Origin of the sequence: uncultured Streptomyces sp., from assembly GCF_947488945.1 — a bacterium.
GTDB lineage: Bacteria > Actinomycetota > Actinomycetes > Streptomycetales > Streptomycetaceae > Streptomyces.
In genome coordinates this window covers 428,006-447,157 of record NZ_CANLBS010000003.1, presented here as the reverse complement: position 1 = coordinate 447,157, position 19,152 = coordinate 428,006, and the positions used below count along the sequence as shown (strand labels likewise).

17 protein-coding genes and 1 tRNA gene are annotated in these 19,152 nt (G+C 71.7%); 8 read left to right on the top strand and 10 right to left on the bottom strand.

Annotation, left to right across the window (positions count from 1 at the left end; translation table 11 throughout):
• Positions 1 to 194: 194 nt before the first annotated feature.
• Positions 195 to 659, bottom strand: a complete 465-nt coding sequence (locus tag Q0994_RS06415; RefSeq protein WP_299530112.1) for a GatB/YqeY domain-containing protein — start codon at positions 657 to 659, stop codon at positions 195 to 197.
• A gap of 79 nt (positions 660 to 738) precedes the next feature.
• Here Q0994_RS06415 and Q0994_RS06410 point away from each other — a divergent pair, with 79 nt between their 5' ends.
• The 5 genes from Q0994_RS06410 to Q0994_RS06390 all read left to right on the top strand — a co-directional run bounded on the left by Q0994_RS06410 (position 739) and on the right by Q0994_RS06390 (position 6,467).
• Positions 739 to 1,680 carry a metallophosphoesterase gene (locus Q0994_RS06410; RefSeq protein WP_299530110.1) on the top strand — a complete coding sequence of 314 codons (942 nt, stop codon included), beginning with the start codon at positions 739 to 741 and terminating at the stop codon, positions 1,678 to 1,680.
• Between the two features lie 196 nt (positions 1,681 to 1,876).
• On the top strand, positions 1,877 to 2,614 hold the full coding sequence (locus Q0994_RS06405; protein ID WP_299530108.1) for a Pr6Pr family membrane protein: 738 nt from the start codon (positions 1,877 to 1,879) through the stop codon (positions 2,612 to 2,614).
• A 29-nt stretch (positions 2,615 to 2,643) separates the two neighbouring features.
• Positions 2,644 to 2,717: transfer RNA gene (locus tag Q0994_RS06400), tRNA-Pro, on the top strand.
• Positions 2,718 to 3,512: 795 nt separating this feature from the next.
• Positions 3,513 to 4,319, top strand: a complete 807-nt coding sequence (locus tag Q0994_RS06395; RefSeq protein WP_299530106.1) for an SGNH/GDSL hydrolase family protein — start codon at positions 3,513 to 3,515, stop codon at positions 4,317 to 4,319.
• A gap of 294 nt (positions 4,320 to 4,613) precedes the next feature.
• Entirely contained in the window at positions 4,614 to 6,467 is a 1,854-nt protein-coding gene (locus Q0994_RS06390) for a prolyl oligopeptidase family serine peptidase (protein WP_299530104.1), read from the top strand.
• 210 nt (positions 6,468 to 6,677) lie between these two features.
• Here Q0994_RS06390 and Q0994_RS06385 read toward each other — a convergent pair whose 3' ends face one another.
• The 6 genes from Q0994_RS06385 to Q0994_RS06360 all read right to left on the bottom strand — a co-directional run bounded on the left by Q0994_RS06385 (position 6,678) and on the right by Q0994_RS06360 (position 13,842).
• The gene (locus Q0994_RS06385) at positions 6,678 to 7,589 is read right to left on the bottom strand and encodes an SURF1 family protein (protein WP_299530102.1); all 912 of its coding nucleotides are present in this window, start codon (positions 7,587 to 7,589) and stop codon (positions 6,678 to 6,680) included.
• 289 nt (positions 7,590 to 7,878) lie between these two features.
• Positions 7,879 to 9,027: a hypothetical protein gene (locus Q0994_RS06380; protein WP_299530100.1), complete on the bottom strand. Its 1,149-nt coding sequence runs from the start codon at positions 9,025 to 9,027 to the stop codon at positions 7,879 to 7,881.
• 713 nt (positions 9,028 to 9,740) lie between these two features.
• The gene (locus tag Q0994_RS06375) at positions 9,741 to 10,316 is read right to left on the bottom strand and encodes a SigE family RNA polymerase sigma factor (protein WP_299530331.1); all 576 of its coding nucleotides are present in this window, start codon (positions 10,314 to 10,316) and stop codon (positions 9,741 to 9,743) included.
• 358 nt (positions 10,317 to 10,674) lie between these two features.
• Positions 10,675 to 11,739 (bottom strand): aspartate-semialdehyde dehydrogenase, encoded by a 1,065-nt coding sequence (locus tag Q0994_RS06370; RefSeq protein WP_299530098.1) that lies wholly within the window; start codon positions 11,737 to 11,739, stop codon positions 10,675 to 10,677.
• Entirely contained in the window at positions 11,736 to 13,007 is a 1,272-nt protein-coding gene (locus tag Q0994_RS06365; RefSeq protein ID WP_299530096.1) for an aspartate kinase, read from the bottom strand. Before Q0994_RS06365 ends, Q0994_RS06370 begins: the two co-directional genes overlap by 4 nt.
• 241 nt (positions 13,008 to 13,248) lie before the next feature.
• The gene (locus tag Q0994_RS06360; RefSeq protein WP_299530094.1) at positions 13,249 to 13,842 is read right to left on the bottom strand and encodes a TetR/AcrR family transcriptional regulator; all 594 of its coding nucleotides are present in this window, start codon (positions 13,840 to 13,842) and stop codon (positions 13,249 to 13,251) included.
• A 405-nt stretch (positions 13,843 to 14,247) separates the two neighbouring features.
• Between Q0994_RS06360 and Q0994_RS06355 the strand changes: the two genes are divergently transcribed.
• Both Q0994_RS06355 and Q0994_RS06350 read left to right on the top strand, forming a co-directional pair.
• The gene (locus Q0994_RS06355) at positions 14,248 to 15,012 is read left to right on the top strand and encodes an SDR family NAD(P)-dependent oxidoreductase (protein ID WP_299530092.1); all 765 of its coding nucleotides are present in this window, start codon (positions 14,248 to 14,250) and stop codon (positions 15,010 to 15,012) included.
• Between the two features lie 230 nt (positions 15,013 to 15,242).
• On the top strand, positions 15,243 to 15,944 hold the full coding sequence (locus Q0994_RS06350; RefSeq protein WP_299530090.1) for a hypothetical protein: 702 nt from the start codon (positions 15,243 to 15,245) through the stop codon (positions 15,942 to 15,944).
• A 99-nt stretch (positions 15,945 to 16,043) separates the two neighbouring features.
• Here Q0994_RS06350 and Q0994_RS06345 read toward each other — a convergent pair whose 3' ends face one another.
• The 3 genes from Q0994_RS06345 to Q0994_RS06335 all read right to left on the bottom strand — a co-directional run bounded on the left by Q0994_RS06345 (position 16,044) and on the right by Q0994_RS06335 (position 17,946).
• Positions 16,044 to 16,703 (bottom strand): DUF5063 domain-containing protein, encoded by a 660-nt coding sequence (locus Q0994_RS06345; RefSeq protein WP_299530088.1) that lies wholly within the window; start codon positions 16,701 to 16,703, stop codon positions 16,044 to 16,046.
• Between the two features lie 143 nt (positions 16,704 to 16,846).
• On the bottom strand, positions 16,847 to 17,446 hold the full coding sequence (recR, locus tag Q0994_RS06340) for a recombination mediator RecR (protein WP_299530086.1): 600 nt from the start codon (positions 17,444 to 17,446) through the stop codon (positions 16,847 to 16,849).
• A 158-nt stretch (positions 17,447 to 17,604) separates the two neighbouring features.
• Positions 17,605 to 17,946, bottom strand: coding sequence for a YbaB/EbfC family nucleoid-associated protein (locus Q0994_RS06335; protein ID WP_299530329.1), 342 nt, complete (start codon positions 17,944 to 17,946; stop codon positions 17,605 to 17,607).
• Positions 17,947 to 18,292: 346 nt separating this feature from the next.
• On the opposite strand from Q0994_RS06335, the gene Q0994_RS06330 reads away from it, so the two are divergent.
• Positions 18,293 to 19,096: an SLATT domain-containing protein gene (locus Q0994_RS06330; RefSeq protein ID WP_299530084.1), complete on the top strand. Its 804-nt coding sequence runs from the start codon at positions 18,293 to 18,295 to the stop codon at positions 19,094 to 19,096.
• Positions 19,097 to 19,152: the final 56 nt, after the last annotated feature.

Below are 19,152 nucleotides of genomic sequence, written 5' to 3'. Positions count from 1 at the left end.
TCCCTCCGCAGCACCTGCGTGTGGGGCGCTCCCGGTCACGACCGGGAGCGCCCCACACGTCCGAACGGACCCGGACGGCCGGGGCGGAGCGTGCGCCCCGGACGGGAGCCGCTCAGGGCGTACGCCGGGGTCGGAGCGTGCGCCGGGCCCGGAGCGCACGCCGGGGGCCTGGCCACCGCCCTCGGGTCCGTGGATCAGCCGGCGAGGGCCTTCTTCACCGCGCCCGCGACACGGCCGCCCTCGGCGAGACCGGCCACCTTCGGGCTGACGATCTTCATCACGGCGCCCATGGCCCGCGGCCCCTCGGCACCGGCCGCCTTCGCCTCCTCGACCGCGGCCTCGACGATCGCCCGCAGCTCGTCGTCGGTGAGCTGCTTCGGCAGGTACGCGTCGAGCAGTTCGCCCTCCGCACGCTCCCGCTCGGCCTGCTCGGTCCGGCCGCCCTGCGCGAACGCCTCGGCTGCCTCACGGCGCTTCTTCGCCTCCTTGGCGATCACCTTCTGCACCTCGTCGTCGGAGAGCTCGCGGGCGGTCTTCCCGCTCACCTCCTCCTTCGTGATCGCGGTGAGGGTCAGCCGGAGGGTGGACGAGGTCAGCTCGTCACGCGCCTTCATGGCGGTGGTGAGGTCTTCCTTGAGCTTGGACTTGAGCGTGGTCATGCGGAGATTGTGTCAGGTACGGGGCATCCGGTGCCCGGCCCTTTTTCTCCGGCACCGTCGTGTCTGCGACGATGGACACATGCGCGCACGCTACGGAGTACCCCTGAAAGTCGCGGCAATCGGTACGGCGGTCGGCGCGGCAGGTCTCGCCTACGCCGCCGGTTTCGAGGCCCGCTCGTTCCGCCTCCGACGGATCACCGTCCCCGTACTCCCGCACGGCGCCCGCCCGTTGCGCGTACTCCAGGTCTCCGACATCCACATGGTGAGCGGCCAGCGCAAGAAGCGCGCCTGGCTCCAGTCGCTCGCGGGGCTGCGCCCCGACTTCGTGGTCAACACCGGCGACAACCTCTCCGACCCGGAGGCCGTCCCCGAGCTGCTCGACTCCCTCGGCCCGCTGATGCGGTTCCCGGGGGTGTACGTCTTCGGCTCCAACGACTACTACGGCCCCAAGCTCCGCAACCCCGGGCGCTATCTCCTGGAGAAGGCCGCCGGGAAGCACGGACTGAACGGCAACGCGCCGGCGGTCAACGCGCTCCACAACCCGTGGGAGCCGATGCGGGACGCGTTCGACGAGGCGGGCTGGCTCGACCTCACCAACACCCGCGGGCGGCTCAAGCTCGACGGGCTGGAGATCGCCTTCACCGGCCTGGACGACCCGCACATCAAGCGCGACCGGTACGACGAGGTGGCCGGCGGCCCGGAAGCCGACGCGGACCTCTCCGTCGGCGTCGTCCACGCCCCCTACCTGCGGTCGCTGGACGCGTTCACCGCGGACGGCTACCCGCTGATCCTGGCCGGCCACACCCACGGCGGCCAGCTCTGCATCCCCTTCTACGGCGCTCTGGTCACCAACTGCGACCTCGACACCGATCGGGTGAAGGGCCTTTCCAGCCACACGGTCGGCGACAACCGGGCCTACCTCCACGTCTCGGCGGGCTGCGGCACCAACCGCTACACCCCGGTCCGCTTCGCCTGCCCGCCGGAGGCGACCTTGCTGACGCTGACGCCGAAGGACCGCTGACGCCGAAGGACTGCTGACACCGGTGACTGCTGACGCCGGAGGACAGAGGCGGGGCCGGGGCGGCCGGGTGTCTGCCGGGGTGCGGGGGCGGAGGTGGCCGGGGCGAGAGGGGTGCGGGACCAGACGCCCCGGCGGGACCCACCCGGCCGCCGCAGCGGAATCGCGGCACCCGGACACCCCGCCTACGGTGAGGCTCATGACCGCTCCCCGGACCGCGACGCTCCCCCGGCCACGGGACGCGGACGCGTTCCACCGGAGCGAACGGGCCAGGCGCCGCATCGCGGGCACGGGCCACGCTCTGGTCTGCGCGGTGGCCCTGGCCGGGGTGGTGATCGACCTGGCCGCCGGGGCGCCGCTCAGGACGCTGACCCACTTCACCGTCCTGACGAACCTGCTGGCTGCGGGCGTCTTCGGCCGCCAGGCGCACCGATGCCTGCGCGGCGGCAAGCCGCTCCCTCCGGTCCTGACCGGCGGCGCGCTGCTGTTCGTGATGAGCGCCGGGCTCGGGTACCACTTGGCGCAGACCGGTACCGCGCCCGACTCGCCCGGTCCGCGCGTGGCAGCCGACCTGCTGCTGTACACGGCCGCCCCGCTGGCCGTGACGGCCGACTGGCTACTGCTCACCCCACCCCGGACCCTGCGGCTGCGCTTCCTCCCGCTGTGGCTCCTCTACCCGGCGGCTTACCTGACGTACGTCCTGATCAGGGGATACCTGCTCCCGGACGGATCGCCGGACCGATACGCGTACGCCTTCCTGGACGTCGACACGTACGGCTACCCGGACGTCCTGGCCCACGCACTCGTCCTCGGCCTGCTCTGCACCCTCTTCGCCACCCTGCTCATCGGCCTCGATCACCTGCGCCCCCGGCCGATGGGCCGGCGCAGACCCCGCAGAAAGCGGATTTCGCCTCCGGGCATCGGTGGGCTAAAGTAATCGATGTCGCCGGGAGAACCGGTGGACATCGGGGTGTAGCGCAGCTTGGCAGCGCGCTTCGTTCGGGACGAAGAGGTCGTGGGTTCAAATCCCGCCACCCCGACAGCTGAAACACCAGGTCAGGCCCGGTACTGAGAAATCAGTACCGGGCCTGATGTGCTGTGTGGACCTGCTCGGGCGCCATCCGGGTGCCAGCTGGGTGTGATCTTTGAGATTCGGCTTCCGTCGGCTCCCCCGAAGCACGGTCTCTGCCTCCGACCCCCACCGTGCCCTGAAGGAGTCTCCGCACGGCCTCTGGCGAGCAGACCCTGCGCACCAGGAACGACGCGCACCCGTCCGAGCGGGGTCAGGCCGAGGAGGTCCCACGGCTGCCGTTCGACGGCCGGGCCGTCAGCGTGGTCCGGGGCCCGGCCCTCGTATCAGCGATGACCGTTCTCGGGCCACGCTCCGGAAGGCGACGCTCGACCTGCCGGTGCGGACGCGCGGGAGCCGCCGGTGGGCGCCTGCGGGTACCGCTGATCCACCGTACGAGCGGGTCCTCGTTCGCGCCCTTTTCGCTCCCCGGAGCGCGCGCCGGACCGCGCCGGTCGCGCGCCCGGCTCCCGATGCCTCCGGTGTAACCGGTCGGCGGTTCGGGACGGCCTCACGTTGACGCTCGTCCGACCATCGCGGGCACCCTTCCGGGGGTCTCGTTCGGCGTGTCCGGGAGCCGTCAACTACCGCCATTTAACGGCCCGTTCAGGTTTATCTACGCGCGGAGCAATGAGCCCCGAACGATCATTCGGGCATATCAGACGACTTCTTCTGCAGCCATTACCGGCTGGTTCCAGAGCTGCTAGAAACTGACTCGCTCGACCAAGTCGCAGCTCTCCCCCCACACTTCGAAGGGTCGTCGGCCATGTCTGCAGGAAAGTCAGCACGAAGAGTCTGGGCGTCCGTCTCCACTCTGGCCATCGCCGTCGTCGCCGCACTCGGGGTGGCCTCACCGGCGTCCGCCGCCGGGGAGAACTACGTGGCCCTCGGCGACTCCTACTCTTCCGGGGTGGGCGCCGGAAGCTACACTTCCGAGAGCGGAAGCTGCTACCGCAGCACCAAGGGCTACCCGTACCTCTGGGCCGCCGCCAACGCTCCCGCATCCTTCTCGTTCGTCGCCTGCTCCGGCGCCACCACCTCGACCGTCACCAGTGGGCAGCTCAGCGCGCTGAAGTCGTCCACGTCCCTGGTCAGCATCTCCGTCGGCGGCAACGACGTGGGCTTCGCGAGTGTCATGCAGGACTGCGTCCTGCAGAGCGAGGCCAACTGCGTGGCCAGCGTGAACGCCGCGATCGGGCTCGCCCAGAACACCCTCCCGGGCCGCCTGAGCACGCTCTACTCCTCCATCCACAGCAAGTCGCCCGCCGCACACGTGGTGGTGCTCGGCTATCCGCGCTTCTACAAGCTGTCGGGTACCTGCATCGCGGGGCTGACCGAGGGCGAGCGGAGCGCGATCAACAACGGCTCGGACGTCCTCAACGGGGTCATCGCCAAGCAGGCGGCCAACGCCGGGTTCACCTACTCCAGCGTGGTCGACGAATTCACCGGTCACGAGCTCTGCTCGGGTGACGCCTGGCTCAACAGCGTCACGCTGCCGATCTACAACTCCTACCACCCCAAGGCGGCCGGCTACTCGGGCGGCTATCTGCCCGCGTTCCGCTCGGTCGCGTAGGGGCGCCGACGCTCGGCCTGCTCCATCCCGTTCCGTTCCGATCCGGCCCGTTCCACCCTGTTCCGACTGCCTGTCCGGGCGGTCCGTCCTCGACGGTCCGGCCGACCGGTCTCCCCCGTGCACCGTCCCGACGATTCCGGGGCGGTGCACGGGCGTGTCCGACGGCGGTCCACGGCGCCATCCCACGGGCGAACGTCGCCGTGGGCATAAGTCGTCCACAGGCTGGGGGTGGCCGTCGAGGACGGTTGTCCACAGGCCGCCCGGAAGAGTGGACCGATCGGGTTTCATGGGGGCATGAGCGACGCACAGAACACCTCGACCGCACCTGAGTGGGAACAGCGCTTCCGCGCACCCCGGGTCTCCCTGCCCGACTGGGCGGAGGACGCCCCCGACCGTTCGCTGTTCGTGTCCAACGCCACCGGGACGTACGAGCTGTACACCTGGGACCGGGTGAGCGGCGCGCAACGCCAGGTCACCGACCGGCCCAACGGCACGACGGACGGCACCCTGACACCGGACGGCGAGTGGATCTGGTGGTTCAGCGACACCGACGGCGACGAGTTCGGCGTTTGGATGCGGCAACCGTTCGGCGGCGGTGAGGACGAGCCCGCGGCACCGGGTCTCGACCCGTCGTATCCGGCGGGGCTGGCGATCGGACGGGACGGCACGGCGGTGGTCGGACGGTCCACCGACGAGGACGGCACGACCATTCACGTGGTGAGGTCCGGCGCGGAGCCCGTGGAGATCTACCGGCACCATGAGTCAGCCGGCGTCGGAGACCTGTCGTGGGACGGTTCGCTGATCGCCCTGGAGCACACGGAGCACGGCGACGCCATGCACTCCGCCCTGCGGGTCGTGCGCCCGGACGGCTCGCTGGTCGCGGAACTGGACGACACCGAGGGCGGCACCAAGGAGCTGGGTCTGTCGGTGCTCGGCTTCGCCCCGGTGCAGGGCGATACCCGACTGCTCATCGGCCACCAGCGCCGGGGCCGCTGGGAACCGCTGATCTGGGACCCGGTGGCGGGCACGCAGACGGACCTGCCGATCGACCTGCCCGGTGACGTGGGCGCCGAGTGGTATCCGGACGGCTCGGCGCTGCTCGTGGAGCACGAGTTCGAAGCACGCAGCGAGTTGTGGCGGTTCGAGCCGGGCAGGCCGGAGCCGGTGCGGGTGGAGACTCCGCCCGGCACGGTCTCGGGAGCCACCGCGCGCCCGGACGGCACCGTGGAATACCTCTGGTCGTCCGCGGCGCAGCCGCCCGCGGTGCGGTCCACCTCGGGCGCGGTCGTCCTCGACCCGCCGGGTCCGAAGGCTCCGCGGTCCGTGCCGGTCGAGGACGTCTGGGTGGAGGGACCGGGCGGGCGCATCCACGCCCTGGTGCAGAAGCCCGCCACGGGCGAGGGCCCCTACCCCACCGTCTTCGACATCCACGGCGGGCCGACCTGGCACGACAGCGACGCCTTCGCCTCGGGTCCGGCCGCCTGGGTCGACCACGGCTTCGCGGTGGTGCGGGTCAACTACCGGGGATCCACCGGCTACGGCCGCGACTGGACCGACGCGCTCAAGCACCGGGTCGGCCTGATCGAGCTGGAGGACATCGCCGCGGTCCGGGAGTGGACGGTGGAGTCCGGCCTCGCCGATCCGCAGCGCCTGGTGCTGGCCGGCGGCTCGTGGGGCGGCTACCTCACCCTGCTGGGCCTCGGCACCCAGCCGGAGGCGTGGGCGCTCGGCCTCGCGGCCGTCCCGGTGGCCGACTACGTCACGGCGTACCACGACGAGATGGAGGCGCTGAAGGCCATGGACCGGACACTCCTCGGCGGCACCCCGGAGGAGGTGCCCGAGCGGTTCGAGGCCTCGTCCCCGCTGACGTACGTCGACGCGGTACGGGCGCCGGTCTACATCTCGGCGGGCGTCAACGACCCCCGCTGCCCGATCCGCCAGGTGGAGAACTACGTCGACCGTCTCAAGGCGCGCGATGCCGTGCACGAGGTGTACCGGTACGACGCGGGACACGGTTCGCTCGTCGTGGAGGAGCGGATCAAGCAGGTCCGGCTGGAGCTGGACTTCGCCCTCCGCCATCTGCCGGGCAACAAGCCGCGGGAAGCGGTCCACGCGGCCGGGACGGGCGGTGCGACGGTGGAGGCGTAGCCGGACTGGTGGTGGGACGGCGTAACCGGCCCGGCAGTGACGGGACCCGGGATCCGGCGAGCGGCTGGCTCCGGGGGCGGGCGTCATCCGGTTGAGGGCTCCGGGCGGACAGGAGCGGGGGTGCGGCCCACGGCGGGCCGGCGCGGCTCCAGCCGGCGGGCGGGGGTACGGCGCGGCTACCGGGCGGCCGGGCGTGGGGCGGCGCGGGCGTTACCGTACGGGCGCGCTGGACGAGACGGTCTCCGCCCCGTCGTTCGCAGTCTCGGCCGGCTTGTCGGCTGCTGCGTCGGCCTGCGCGGGGTGGTCCCCACCGGCAGGGGTGCCGTCCTCGGGGGGGATCCCGAGGGCGATGTCACGGGCGGCCTCGGCCTCGCGGCGTAGCAGCCGGAACCACATGAACAGCACGAATGCCGCGAAGACGAACCACTCCCCGGTGTACCCGAGGTTCTGGAAGGCCTTCAGGTCGAGTCCGGTGCCCTGCGGCGCCGCAGCCGGGACCGCCCGCATCCCGCTGTCCGCGCCGGACACCGGGCCGCCCGCCTCACCGGCGGGAAGGGTCACCCAGGCGTCGTAGACGTCGTACGGCACCAGATTGACCAGTGATCCCGCGTTGATCATGCCGAGCTGTCCCTCAGGGAGCCCGCCCGCGGTGCTCACCCCGTCGCTGTTGGCGTTCTCCGAGGCCTGGAGGTCGCCGGTCACCGTGACCTCGCCCTTCGGGGCGGCAGGGACACCGGCCGCGGCGGAGGCCTTGTCCGCGTCGCCGGGCAGCCAGCCCCGCACAACGGGCAGAGCCTTCCCGCCGTCGGTACGCAGCATGGTCAGGACGTAGAAGCCGGTCCGCTCGTCCAGCTCACGGCCCGGTACCAGGAACTGGTCCGCATACGTGCCGGTCGCCGTCGCCGGGCGGCCGGAGGTCACGGTGTCCACCGGCAGCAACGAGGCGAGCGGCTTGGCCTTCCGCGTGCTGGGATCGGGTGCCTTCTCGGCCTGCTCGTGCGACTGCACACGGTCCTCGAAGCGCCCGAGTTGCCAGGTGCCCATGAACACGCAGAACGGGATCGCCAGCACGACGAAGAGGTTGATGCCCCACCACCGCGGGGTCAGCAGGAACCGGTACACCCCACCAAGGTACGGTCTCCGGGCCCGCCCGCCGGGGCCGGGGTGCACCATTTATCCCCGTCCTACATCGCCCTGCCCTGCACCGCCCACCCTGCCCACCGCTGCATCGCCCTGCCCTGCACCGCCCCGCCCACCCCGCCTCGCGCCACACCACGCCGAGCAGGCGGTCGGGCAGGCGGGTCAGCAGGCCGGGACAGAGGCAGGTCGGTCGGGCCGGGGCCCCGCAGAGGCCGACCGTGTGCGGTGTCCGCCCCGGACCCCACGGTGCCGGCCAGGCCGCGGCCTCCGGTCAGGAGGCTTCGAGGATGCCCGTGCGGTAGATGGTTCCCGCGCAGGCGTTGGAGATGGTGGTCTCCGCGGAAGGAGCACCCGCCTCGGGGGTGTGCGTGACGGTGATGCTGCCCTCGCTCGTGGTACCGCCGTCGTCACGGACCAGGAACTGCGGAGCCACGTCGGCCTGCTGCTGCGTGGTCACACCCTCGGCGCCGGTGCCGGTTCCGGTGCCCACGCCCGTCGCGTTGTCGGCCGTCGGGGTCGGAGTCGGCGACGCACCGACGGTCGGGCAGGTGTCGGTCGGCACCCAGGCGAACTGCACCTCGTACGCCATGGCGGGCTTCAGGACGACAGCCCCGGGCTCCACCGCCGGGTCGGGCAATCCGGTGGCGACGTCGCCCGACTGGTGCTGCACCACGTTGATCTTGAGTGGGTCGGCCGCCCCCGCAGCGCTGAAACCGACGGTTCCGGCACTGCTGACCGAGCATTCCGAACCGGACGTGTTGGCGATCTTGAAGGAGCCGTAGACCTTGCCGTCCGCCGCCGCCGTGTCCGTCCATGCGGAGTCGACACCCAGTTGGGACGGGTCACAGGTCGGCAGGGCGGCGATCGAGGCGGGGTCCAGGTCGGCCGCGCCCGCGGTGCTGGAACTGTCGGGATCGGCATCGCCGGACGCCGAGGGGGACCTGGCGGGGCCAGGCGTCTCCTCGCCGTCCGCGCCCTTGCCGGTGGCGGGGCTACCGACATGGCCGCTCCCGGACTCGGCGCCGGTAGCACCGCCCCCGTCCTTCACCGGGGGACGCTCGCCGTGTCCGGCGAGGGACGGCAGGGCCGAGGACGAGGTGCCGGAGTTCGCCACGTGCACGAACGCCGGAACGGCGGTACCGAACAGAAGCACCGCGGCGGCCACCCCCACGACGGCCTGGCGCTTGCGGGCACGGCGGGCGGGAACGGCTCTCTGCAGGTGCGCGAGGGTTCCGGCCGGGGGTTCGAGGTCCGCCACCGCGCCGCGCAGCATCCTGCGGAGGGCGACCTCGTCGAGGCCGTCCCCGTCCGCGGCCTCGAAGTCAGTCTCGGAGCCGGCGTCGAACGTGTCCGCGCCACCCGTGCTTCCGGAGGGCGCCACCGGGGCACCCGTGCCGAAGAGCGAGGTCAGCGTGCCCATGAACTCCGTGTCGGAGGTTCCGGCACCGGTACTGCCGGGAGTACCGGCAGTACCGGCAGTACGAGTGCCGGAGGTGCCGACGCCGGTGGATGTGCCGGCGTCGGATGTGGTCGCACCGGATGTGTCGGAGGCGTCGGCCGGGGCGCCGCTCCGGGCGTCCTGGCCGATCGGAGAGCTGTCGCCCTTCGCGACCTCGCCCTCAAGCCGTTCCGGAACCCGCAGGACGCCCGCCCCCGGTTCGCCCGCCCTCAGTTCACCTGTCCCCGGTTCGCCCGCCTGCGGATCGTTCCCCCGCAGGTCGTCCCCCCGCGGTTCACCGGCCCGCGAAGGCCCGTCCCGCCGTTCGTCCCCCCGCAGGCCGTGCCGGCCACCCGCCCCGCCGTGCGTGGCGCCCACAGCGCCGTGCTCAGCGCTGCCAGCGCCGTGCGTGGCCCCCGTCCCACCGTGCGCATCGCCCCCCGCGTCGGGGCGCGATCCGTCGGGGCATGGTCCGTCGAGGCGCGGTCCGTCGGGGTGCGGGGCGTCAGGGTGCGGGGCGTCAGGGTGCGGGGCGGCGGCGTGCGTTCCCTCGGGTGTCCGTTCGTGCGGGGTGTCGGGGGTGGTCTCGTGCGGGGTGTCCAGAGTGGCTTCGGCCGGCTCCGGGTTGTTGTCCGACGCGTGATTCACAATTCCGTTTCCAGTCCGGTGATTCTCGTGCCTGCGGTCGGCCTGGCTCATGCCTGGGCCTCCATCACCACGCGCAGCGCCGCGATCCCCCGTGAGCCGTACGCCTTGACCGAGCCCAGGGATATGCCGAGGGTGTCGGCGACCTGAACCTCCGTCATGTCCGCGAAGTAGCGCAGCACCAGTACTTCCCGCTGGCGGCGCTGGAGTCCCTTCATCGCCTTGATCAGGGCCGCCTTCTCCAGTTGGTCGTAGGCGCCCTCCTCCGCGCTGGCCATGTCCGGCATCGGCTTGGAGAGCAGCTTCAGGCCGAGGATGCGGCGGCGCAGCGCGGAGCGGGACAGGTTGACGACGGTCTGGCGGAGGTACGCGAGGGTCTTCTCCGGCTCGCGGACACGGGTCCGGGCGGAGTGCACGCGGATGAACGCCTCCTGCACCACGTCTTCGCAGGAGGCGGTGTCGTCCAGCAGCAGGGCCGCGAGGCCGAGCAGCGAACGGTAGTGCGCGCGGTACGTCTCGGTGAGGTGATCGACCGTCGTTCCTGCCGCCACCGTCTCCTCAGCGCCCTCGCGTTGCGCGGGGAACGGGACGGGGTGCGCGGCGGGCATGGGCGCGATCACCGGCATGCCGCCGGAAGCGCGCGGCCTGCGCAGCGGAAGCACCGAAGCGCCCCGCAGCGGGCCGACCACCGTGAAATCGAGAACATCTGCCACGCAAGTTGGACACTCCGCCCCCCGTCAGGGTTGTACGCGTCCGGCAGCGCGTTACGACCGCTGCGACATGCCCTCATACGTACCCGCTCTTCCCCAAATGCCCCATGGGCGCGCACCGCGCGCAAGAAGTGACGACGAAGACGCTTCCGCACCGATGCGCGGTTGCACAACACCGGAGACACATCGTCGGATATGACAACGCCCCAGCTCAAGGGGTTCAGGCCCGCGAATTGGTCACGCGTCTTTCACAGATCCTACAAATCAGGTTCGATCAGACACCAGGGAATTCGGCGGCGACCGTTTCGGCGATCTGCGCGACGTTCAATGCGGCCCCTTTTCGCAGATTGTCGCCGCAGAGAAACATGTCCAGTGCGTACGGATCGTCCAATGATCGGCGTACACGTCCGACCCAGGTCGGATCGGTGCCGACGACGTCCGACGGGGTGGGGAAGTCCCCGGCAGCGGGATCGTCGAACAGGACCACGCCCGGGGCAGTGGCGAGGATCTCGTGCGCGCGGTCGACCTCGACCTCGTTCTCGAATGTCGCGTGCACGGACATCGAGTGGGTCGAGACGACGGGGACGTAGACGCAGGTGGCGGCGACCTTGAGATCGGGCAGGCCGAGAATCTTGCGGGACTCGTCGCGGATCGCGCGTTCCTCGGACGACCAGCCGTCACCGGCGTCGGTTCCGGCCCACGGCACCACGTTGAGGGCGACGGGGGCGGCGAAGGGGGTGTCCACGGAGGTGCCGAGAGCGCGGCGTACGTCACCGGGGTGGGTGCCGAGTTCGGTGCCGGCGACCTGGGCCATTTCCTCGCGAAGGGCGGCGACGCCTCCGCGGCCCTCGCCGCTGACGGCCTGGTAGGAGGAGACGGTGAGTTCGCGGAGCCCGAATTCGGCGTGCAGCGCGCCGACCGCCACGATCAAAGAGAGCGTGGTGCAACTCGGGGACGCGACGATGCCGCGCGGACGGATACGCGCGGCACGGGAATTGATCTCGGGCACGACGAGGGGCACGTCGTCGGCCATCCGGAAGACGGCCGAGTCGTCCACGACGACAGCGCCCTTCGAGGCGGCGACCGGCGCCCATCTCGCGGAGATCTCGTCCGGCACGAGGAAGACGGCGACGTCCACGCCGTCGAACACGTCCTCGGTGAGGGCGAGTACCTCGATCTCCTCGCCGCGCACGGTCAGTTTGCGGCCGGCCGAGCGCGGCGAGGCGACGAGTCCGACTTCGCCCCAGACGTCCGCGTGCTGCGAGAGGATCTGGAGCATGACGCCGCCGATCGCTCCGGTCGCACCGACGACCGCGAGCGAGGGGCGGCGTGCGGTCATCGGCCGGTGCCCCCGTAGACGACGGCCTCGTCCGAGTCACTGTCGAGACCGAAGGCGGTGTGCACGGCACGCACCGCTTCGTTGACGTCGTCGGCGCGGGTGACGACCGAGATGCGGATCTCGGAGGTCGAGATCAGCTCGATGTTCACCCCCGCGTCGGAGAGCGCCTCGAAGAAGCCCGCGGTGACGCCCGGGTTGGTCTTCATGCCGGCGCCGACGAGCGAGATCTTGGCGATCTGGTCGTCGTAACGCAGCGAGTCGAAGCCGATGGTGCCCTTGGCCCGCTCCAGGGCGTCGATGGCCTTGCGGCCCTCGGCCTTGGGGAGGGTGAAGGAGATGTCCGTCAGGCCGGTCGACGCGGCGGAGACGTTCTGCACCACCATGTCGATGTTGACCTCGGCGTCCGCGATGGTGCGGAAGATCGCCGCGGCCTCGCCCGGCTTGTCGGGAACCCCGACGACGGTGATCTTGGCCTCGGAGACGTCATGGGCGACTCCGGAGATGATCGCGTGCTCCACCTGCTGGTCCCCTTGCGGCTCGTTGCTGACCCAGGTGCCGCGCAGTCCGGAGAAGGACGAGCGGACGTGGATCGGGATGTTGTATCGGCGTGCGTACTCGACGCAGCGGTGCAGCAGCACCTTGGAACCGGACGCCGCCAGTTCCAGCATGTCCTCGAAGGAGATCCAGTCGATCTTCCGGGCCTTCTTCACGACGCGGGGGTCCGCGGTGAAGACGCCGTCGACGTCGGTGTAGATCTCGCAGACCTCGGCCTCCAGCGCGGCCGCCAGCGCGACGGCCGTGGTGTCGGAGCCACCGCGTCCGAGGGTCGTGATGTTCTTGCCCTCCTGGCTGACACCCTGGAACCCGGCGACGATGGCGATGTTGCCCTCGTCGATGGAGGTCCGGATGCGGCCCGGGGTCACATCGATGATCCGCGCTTTGTTGTGGACCGAGTCGGTGATGACGCCGGCCTGGCTCCCCGTGAACGACTGGGCCTCGTGACCCAGGTTTTTGATCGCCATCGCCAGCAGCGCCATGGAGATCCGCTCTCCGGCGGTCAGCAGCATGTCGAACTCACGCCCGGCAGGCATCGGGGATACCTGCTCGGCGAGATCGATCAACTCGTCCGTCGTGTCACCCATCGCGGACACCACGACAACCACCTGGTTGCCGTTCTTCTTGGCATCGACGACTCGCTTGGCAACCCGCTTGATGCCCTCGGCATCGGCTACGGAGGAGCCTCCGTACTTCTGCACGACAAGGCCCACGTGCGCTCCTCGCTCAATCCAGTACTGCGGTCGGCTCAGTCTAACGAGCAGCCCGGAATCTCCCCGCTCATACCAGATGGTGAGATGTCCCGCTCACCATCCGGCCCGGCGTGTCGTCCCGGACCGCTCGTACGGGGCTGCTGCCCATCGCTCCCCGCGCCACTCTCTTTTGTGGCCCAGCCCACACGGACGCGCGGCGCCCAACGGTCCCGGCCCTCGCCCGTACGCCGCGTACCGCCCTTCACAGCCCTTCCGCGGCGATGCGCACCGCCTCGCGGGTCACGGCCTCCATGGTGCGGCCGGGGGTGGCCGGCTTCCAGGCGAAGTCCTCGACGGCGACCCGCAGCGCCACGTTGATCACGGCGGCGGCCACTCTCGGCCGGAGGGCCTCCGGATCCTCACCGGCACGGTGCGCGAGGGCGGCGGCGAGCACCGGCTCGGCCTCCAGATGCGTCTGCAGCCAGACGGCCCGCAAGCCGGGCTCCGTGCGGGTCAGCCGGACCAGCGTGAGGACGGGCTCCCCGTCGCGCTCCCGGTAGGCCTCCATCTCACCCATCTGCACGGCGGCGAACACCTCGGCCAGCGGCCGGTCCGGCGGAGCGTCGCGGAAGGCGGCGGCGAGGGAGTCGACGCCGACGGAGAGCAGGGGCCGCACGCATGACTCCTTGGTGGCGAAGTAACGCCAGAGCGTGCGGGTCGAGACGCCCGAGGCGGCGGCGATCTCGTCGGCGGAGGTCGCCGCGACGCCCTGTTCGGCGAAGAGGCGGACGGCGGTCTCGGCGATCTCCAGCCGGGTCGCGGCCTTGCGGCGCTCGGTGAGCGGCGGCCGGCCCATGCGCGGGCGCGACTCCTCCGCCGCACCGCCGACGGGCGTCCCGCGTTCCGCACCGCGCGTCCCCCGCTCCGCGCCACGCGCTCCGGTGCCGCTCCCCGCCGAGCGCTTCACCGGCCCCGGCTCAGTACCTCCCGAGGCCGCCCGCGCGGCACCCCCGGCCGCGCCCCCCGCAGCGCGTCCCGCCGTGCCCCCCACCACCCCGTCATCCCCGCAACCAGCCCCGTCGTCAGCCATGGGCTCAGCCTATCCGCGCCGGTGGGCACATTTTTTGGCGCTGAACGACTTGCTGGCACTTCGGGACATTAAATCGTACAGTCGGAGCCGAGCGCGGCCCATGCGGGTGCCGCGCCCCCGGACGGCCGAACGGTTGCACGCCCGGAACAGCAGGGAGCAAGGAGCACACCCATGAGCGTCAACACCTTCGGGGACCGCGCGGTCGTCGTCACCGGCGCGGGATCCGGCATCGGCCGGGCCGCGGCGCTCCGCTTCGCCGCCCAGGGGGACAAGGTGCTCGTCGCCGACCTCAACGCGGACGGCGCCGCGGCCACCGTGGCCGCCATCGAGGCTGCGGGTGGCACCGCCGTGGCCGTGGTGGGCGACCTCAGCGAGCAGAGCGTCGTCGACGAGGTCGTGGCGACGACCGTGGAGACCTTCGGCGGCATAGACGTCCTGGTCAACAATGCAGGGATCATGGACACCATGTCGGCGGCCGGCGATGTCAGCGACGCCGAGTGGGAGCGCGTCCTCCGCATCAACCTCACCGCTCCGTTCCTGCTGACCCGGGCCGCGCTGCCGCACCTGCTCGAAGCGGGGAAGGGCGCGATCGTCAACACCGCCTCCGAGGCCGGTCTGCGCGGCAGCGCCGCCGGCGCCGCGTACACCGCGTCCAAGCACGGCATCGTCGGGCTCACCAAGTCGCTGGCCGTGATATACCGCGACAAGGGCGTCCGCACCAACGCCATCGCCCCCGGCGGCACCGTCACCGGCATCCGCGTCGAGGCGGACGGCACCGCGCTGGGCCCCGGCGTCATCGGCGCCTACATGGGCAACATCGGCCGTGCCGCCGACGCCGATGAGCAGGCGTCCGCCATCGTCTTCCTCGCCTCGGACGCGGCCAGCAACATCAACGGCGTGATCCTCCCGGTCGACAACGGCTGGGCGGCCGTCTGACCGGTGCCGGACCCGGCCCCCGTAAGGCCCCGTACGGACGCACGTGTCAGCCCCCGTACGGGGAGCGTCTCTCAGGGGCCCGGCGTACGCCGCCCGGCGTCGTACGCCCGGCGGCCGACCGCCACATGGCCCGTGCGGCGGTCACGTGCCGGGCCGGGCGGGAGCCGCGGGACGCCGGGGGCGCCGTGCCTGCCGCTCCCGCGTCCAGCGCATCCAGGATGATCGATCCCATGGAGATACCCGGCTACGACGCCTACGGCCCGCTGACCCATGACCCGGCGCTGCTCGGCTCGCCGATGTTCTGGCTCGGCCACCTCGCGTCCCTCGGGCAGCGGGAGACGACGGCCGAGCTGCTTTTCGGCGCGGACTTCGAGGCGGCGGCAGAGTTCGAGCAACAGATGGCCGAGCGGGCGGACCTGCCGTTCTTCACGGTGCCGCTGGCGGGGGGCCACCGGCTGCACGTGGTCCGACGGACGAACCCCGACGACTACGGCACCGACTACCTGTTGCACCACCCTGCCTGGAACCGGGCCCTGCTCATCGCCGCAGACGACGGGCACTTCACGGGGCCGGGCCTCTCCTGGCCGGAACTGGTCGCCGCCGCCGACAGCGGCCTCCCCGGCGGCAGTACCGCCGACCCGCACGCACGGCTGCTGCTCCTGCTGCCCGCCATGGGCGACGTCGATCTCCCCGCCAGCGCGGTGGAGCGCCTGGCCGCCGCGCTGGGCGCGCTCACCACGGTCGAGGGCCCGCACGGCGTCGCGGTCGCGTTCGCCGAGGACCAGGGGCCGGCCGGACCGGCCCGGTGGCACGAACGCGACGGCGTCCTGGTCGCCGAGGGGGCGTACAGCCACCGCGATCCGTCGAACGCCTTCGCCCTGCCGGCACCGGAGCTGGCCCGCGTCTCGGCCGCGCTCGGGCACCGCCGCTGAGACGTGCGGCGGCCGGGAGCGGGATGCGGGAGCCACACCGGGTGAGCCACCGCCCCGTCCTGGGGCGGGAGGACGTCGAACGGCCCGCCGGCCGGGCCGTCAGCGCACCGGCCGCAGCCCCAGCGGGGCCGCGATCTCCTGGAGCATGACGCGGCCGGCGGCCTCCGCGAGGTCGTCCTCGCCGGGGTCCTGGTCGATGTCGAGGCCGTCGAGCTCCTCCAGCGGCTGGTTCAGCCGGATGTGGGCGATCAGCGACTGGATGGCGCGCAGCGCGGCGGAGGCGGTGCCGCCCCAGTTGGAGAAGTAGGAGAACTGCCACCACCACAGGGCCTCGGCGGTGCGCCCGGCCTCGTAGTGGGCGAGTCCGTGGCCGAGGTCGGTGACGAGGTCGGCGAGGTCGTCGGAGATGCGGTGCGGGACGGGCGCCTTGCGGGGCTCGTACGGGTCGAAGACCTCGGAGTACACGTCGATCGGTTCGAGCAGGGCCGCGAAGCGCTCGCGCAGGCCGTCGGCGTCGGGCTCGGCGCCGAGATCGGGCTCGTACCGCTCGTCGGGGAGCACGTCCTCGTGCGCGCCCAGCCGGCCGCCCGCCAGCAGCAACTGCGACACCTGGAGGAGCAGGACCGGAACGGCTTCCTCCGGCTCCTCGACCTTGGACACCTCGGTGACCGCGACGATGAAGGTCTTGATCTGGTCCGCGATCTGAACGGCGAAATCGTCCGGATCCTGCGTGACGGAGTTCAGCGTGGCGTCAGACATCGGAGGGACCTCCCGTGGGCACGGTCTCGAACGGTGGGTGGGACGTCGAAGGTGCGCCGGACGGCGTCGGAGGCCCGCACCGCGCGGGGCGTCCGTTCCCGTCCGGGTGACCGGCCGGTCGCGGGGATCCCGTGCACGCGGTGTCAGACATCGAGCAGACGCCTTCCCTCGAAGGCGCGGCCCAGGGTGACCTCGTCCGCGTACTCCAGGTCGCCGCCCACGGGCAGGCCACTGGCGAGACGGGTCACCCGGAGCCCCATGGGCTTGATCATCCGCGCCAGGTACGTCGCGGTGGCCTCGCCCTCCAGGTTGGGATCGGTCGCGATGATCAGCTCCGTGACGGCGCCGTCCGCGAGGCGGGCGAGCAGTTCACGGATGCGCAGATCGTCCGGGCCGACGCCCTCGATCGGGCTGATCGCGCCGCCGAGCACGTGGTAGCGGCCCCGGAATTCGCGGGTCCGCTCGATCGCGACCACGTCTTTCGGCTCCTCGACCACGCAGATGACCGACAGGTCACGGCGGGCGTCCCGGCAGATCCCGCACAGCTCCTGCTGCGCGACGTTGCCGCAGACCGAGCAGAAGCGGACCTTGTCCTTGACTTCGAGCAGGGCGTGCGCGAGGCGGCGCACGTCGGTCGGCTCCGCCTGGAGGATGTGGAAGGCGATCCGCTGCGCGCTCTTGGGACCGACGCCCGGCAGCCTGCCGAGTTCGTCGATGAGGTCCTGAACCACGCCTTCGTACAACGGAACGCCTTTCCTTCAACGCCTGCTCGTACCGTAGTGGGTACGCGCCGGTACCAGTAGGCCCCGGCCCCCTCGGGAGAGGCGGCGCCGGTACCGCGGTGCGTCCGGCCGCACCGGCCCGGACGCGTCCGGAGCCCCGGCGGGGCCCCGGACAGGGGTCAGAACGGCAGGCCGGGAATCCCGCCGCCACCCAGCCCCTGCGCGAGCGGCCCCAGCTTCTCCTGCTGGAGCGTCTGCGCGTTCTCGTTGGCCGCCTGGACCGCGGCGACGACCAGGTCCGCCAGGGTCTCGGTGTCCTCCGGGTCCACGGCCTTGGGGTCGATCACGAGGGCGCGCAGATCACCGGAACCGGTCACCGTCGCCTTCACGAGACCGCCTCCGGCCTGGCCCTCGACCTCGGTCCTGGCCAGTTCCTCCTGGGCCGTGGCGAGGTCCTGCTGCATTTTCTGGGCCTGCTGGAGCAGCTGCTGCATATTGGGCTGACCACCACCGGGAATCACGGTCACTCCTGGCATCGAGAAGGCGAATGTTTCGGTAAACCGAGCCTACGTGTTCCCCGGTGACCCCGCCCCACCCGCCCGCAAACAACTCTTTCGGGTGAGATGAAGAACGGCGGGAGAACGCTCCTATACCTGACCACAGGCCGGGAGCACCCTGGAATCCCGCCATTTCGCTCCCGCGGCCCACCATTCGGCGGTAGGAAGGGGCATGCGCGGCGACTCGCGAGCGCACACGGCCGGTGACGCACAGTAGGCACCCATCCGATCGGCGGAGCCCGCGGAGTCGCCCGAAGAACCCCCCGTCGTTCCAGCCGTCGTTCCACTCAGAGTGCAGAGGAGTGCCCCGGTGAGTCAGCCGGAGATGCAGCCCGAGGGGCCGCCCCGCGAGGAGTCCGGTGCGGGAACGTCCGGGGGCAGATCCGGAGCCACCCGCTCCGCTCCGGCCCCCGAAGCGGCCACCGGGCCCGGTAACCGCGACCTCACCGTCAAGGCCTTCCCGCACGGTGACTGGGGCGACCCCGCCGAGCGGCTGGACGAGCTCTACCGCTGGGTGGAGGCGAGCGCCCTGGAGACGGCTGCCTGGTACCTCAAGGACCGTGAGACCAAGCGCCGGGGCGCCCGCGGGCTGCGCCTCGGCACCGCTTTCGGGGGCGTCGCGGGCGCCGCGCTCCCGCTGCTCGACCTCACCGGGGCACTGCACGGCTCGGCGGGCTGGGGCTATCTCTCGCTGCTGCTCGGCGGCGCCTGCATGGCCGCGGACCGCTACTTCGGCCTCACCTCCGGCTGGATAAGGGATCTGGCCACCGCTCAGGCGGTGCAGCGGCGGCTCCAGGTCCTCCAGTTCGACTGGGCGTCGGAGTGCGTGCGCGAGGTGCTGGGCCCCACCGAGGGCACGGCCAGCGAGGCCGCCGATCGGTGCCTCGGGGTGCTGCGCCGGTTCTCGGAGGACATCACGGAGCTGGTGCGCTCCGAAACCGCGGACTGGATGGTGGAGTTCCGCGCCGGACCCGCACCGATGGGCACCCAGTCCCTGATCACCGGCAGCAACGGGGGCCGCGGCGAGGGCGGGACCCCACCGGGGCGGCTCGCCATCCCCTCGGTGACCCGGCCGAACATGCCGCGCCAGCGTCCGCCGGAGGCGCCGCGGTAGAGGCGGGTGGGGCCGGGACCCGCACGGTGGGACCGGAAGCGGCGGGCCGACGGCCG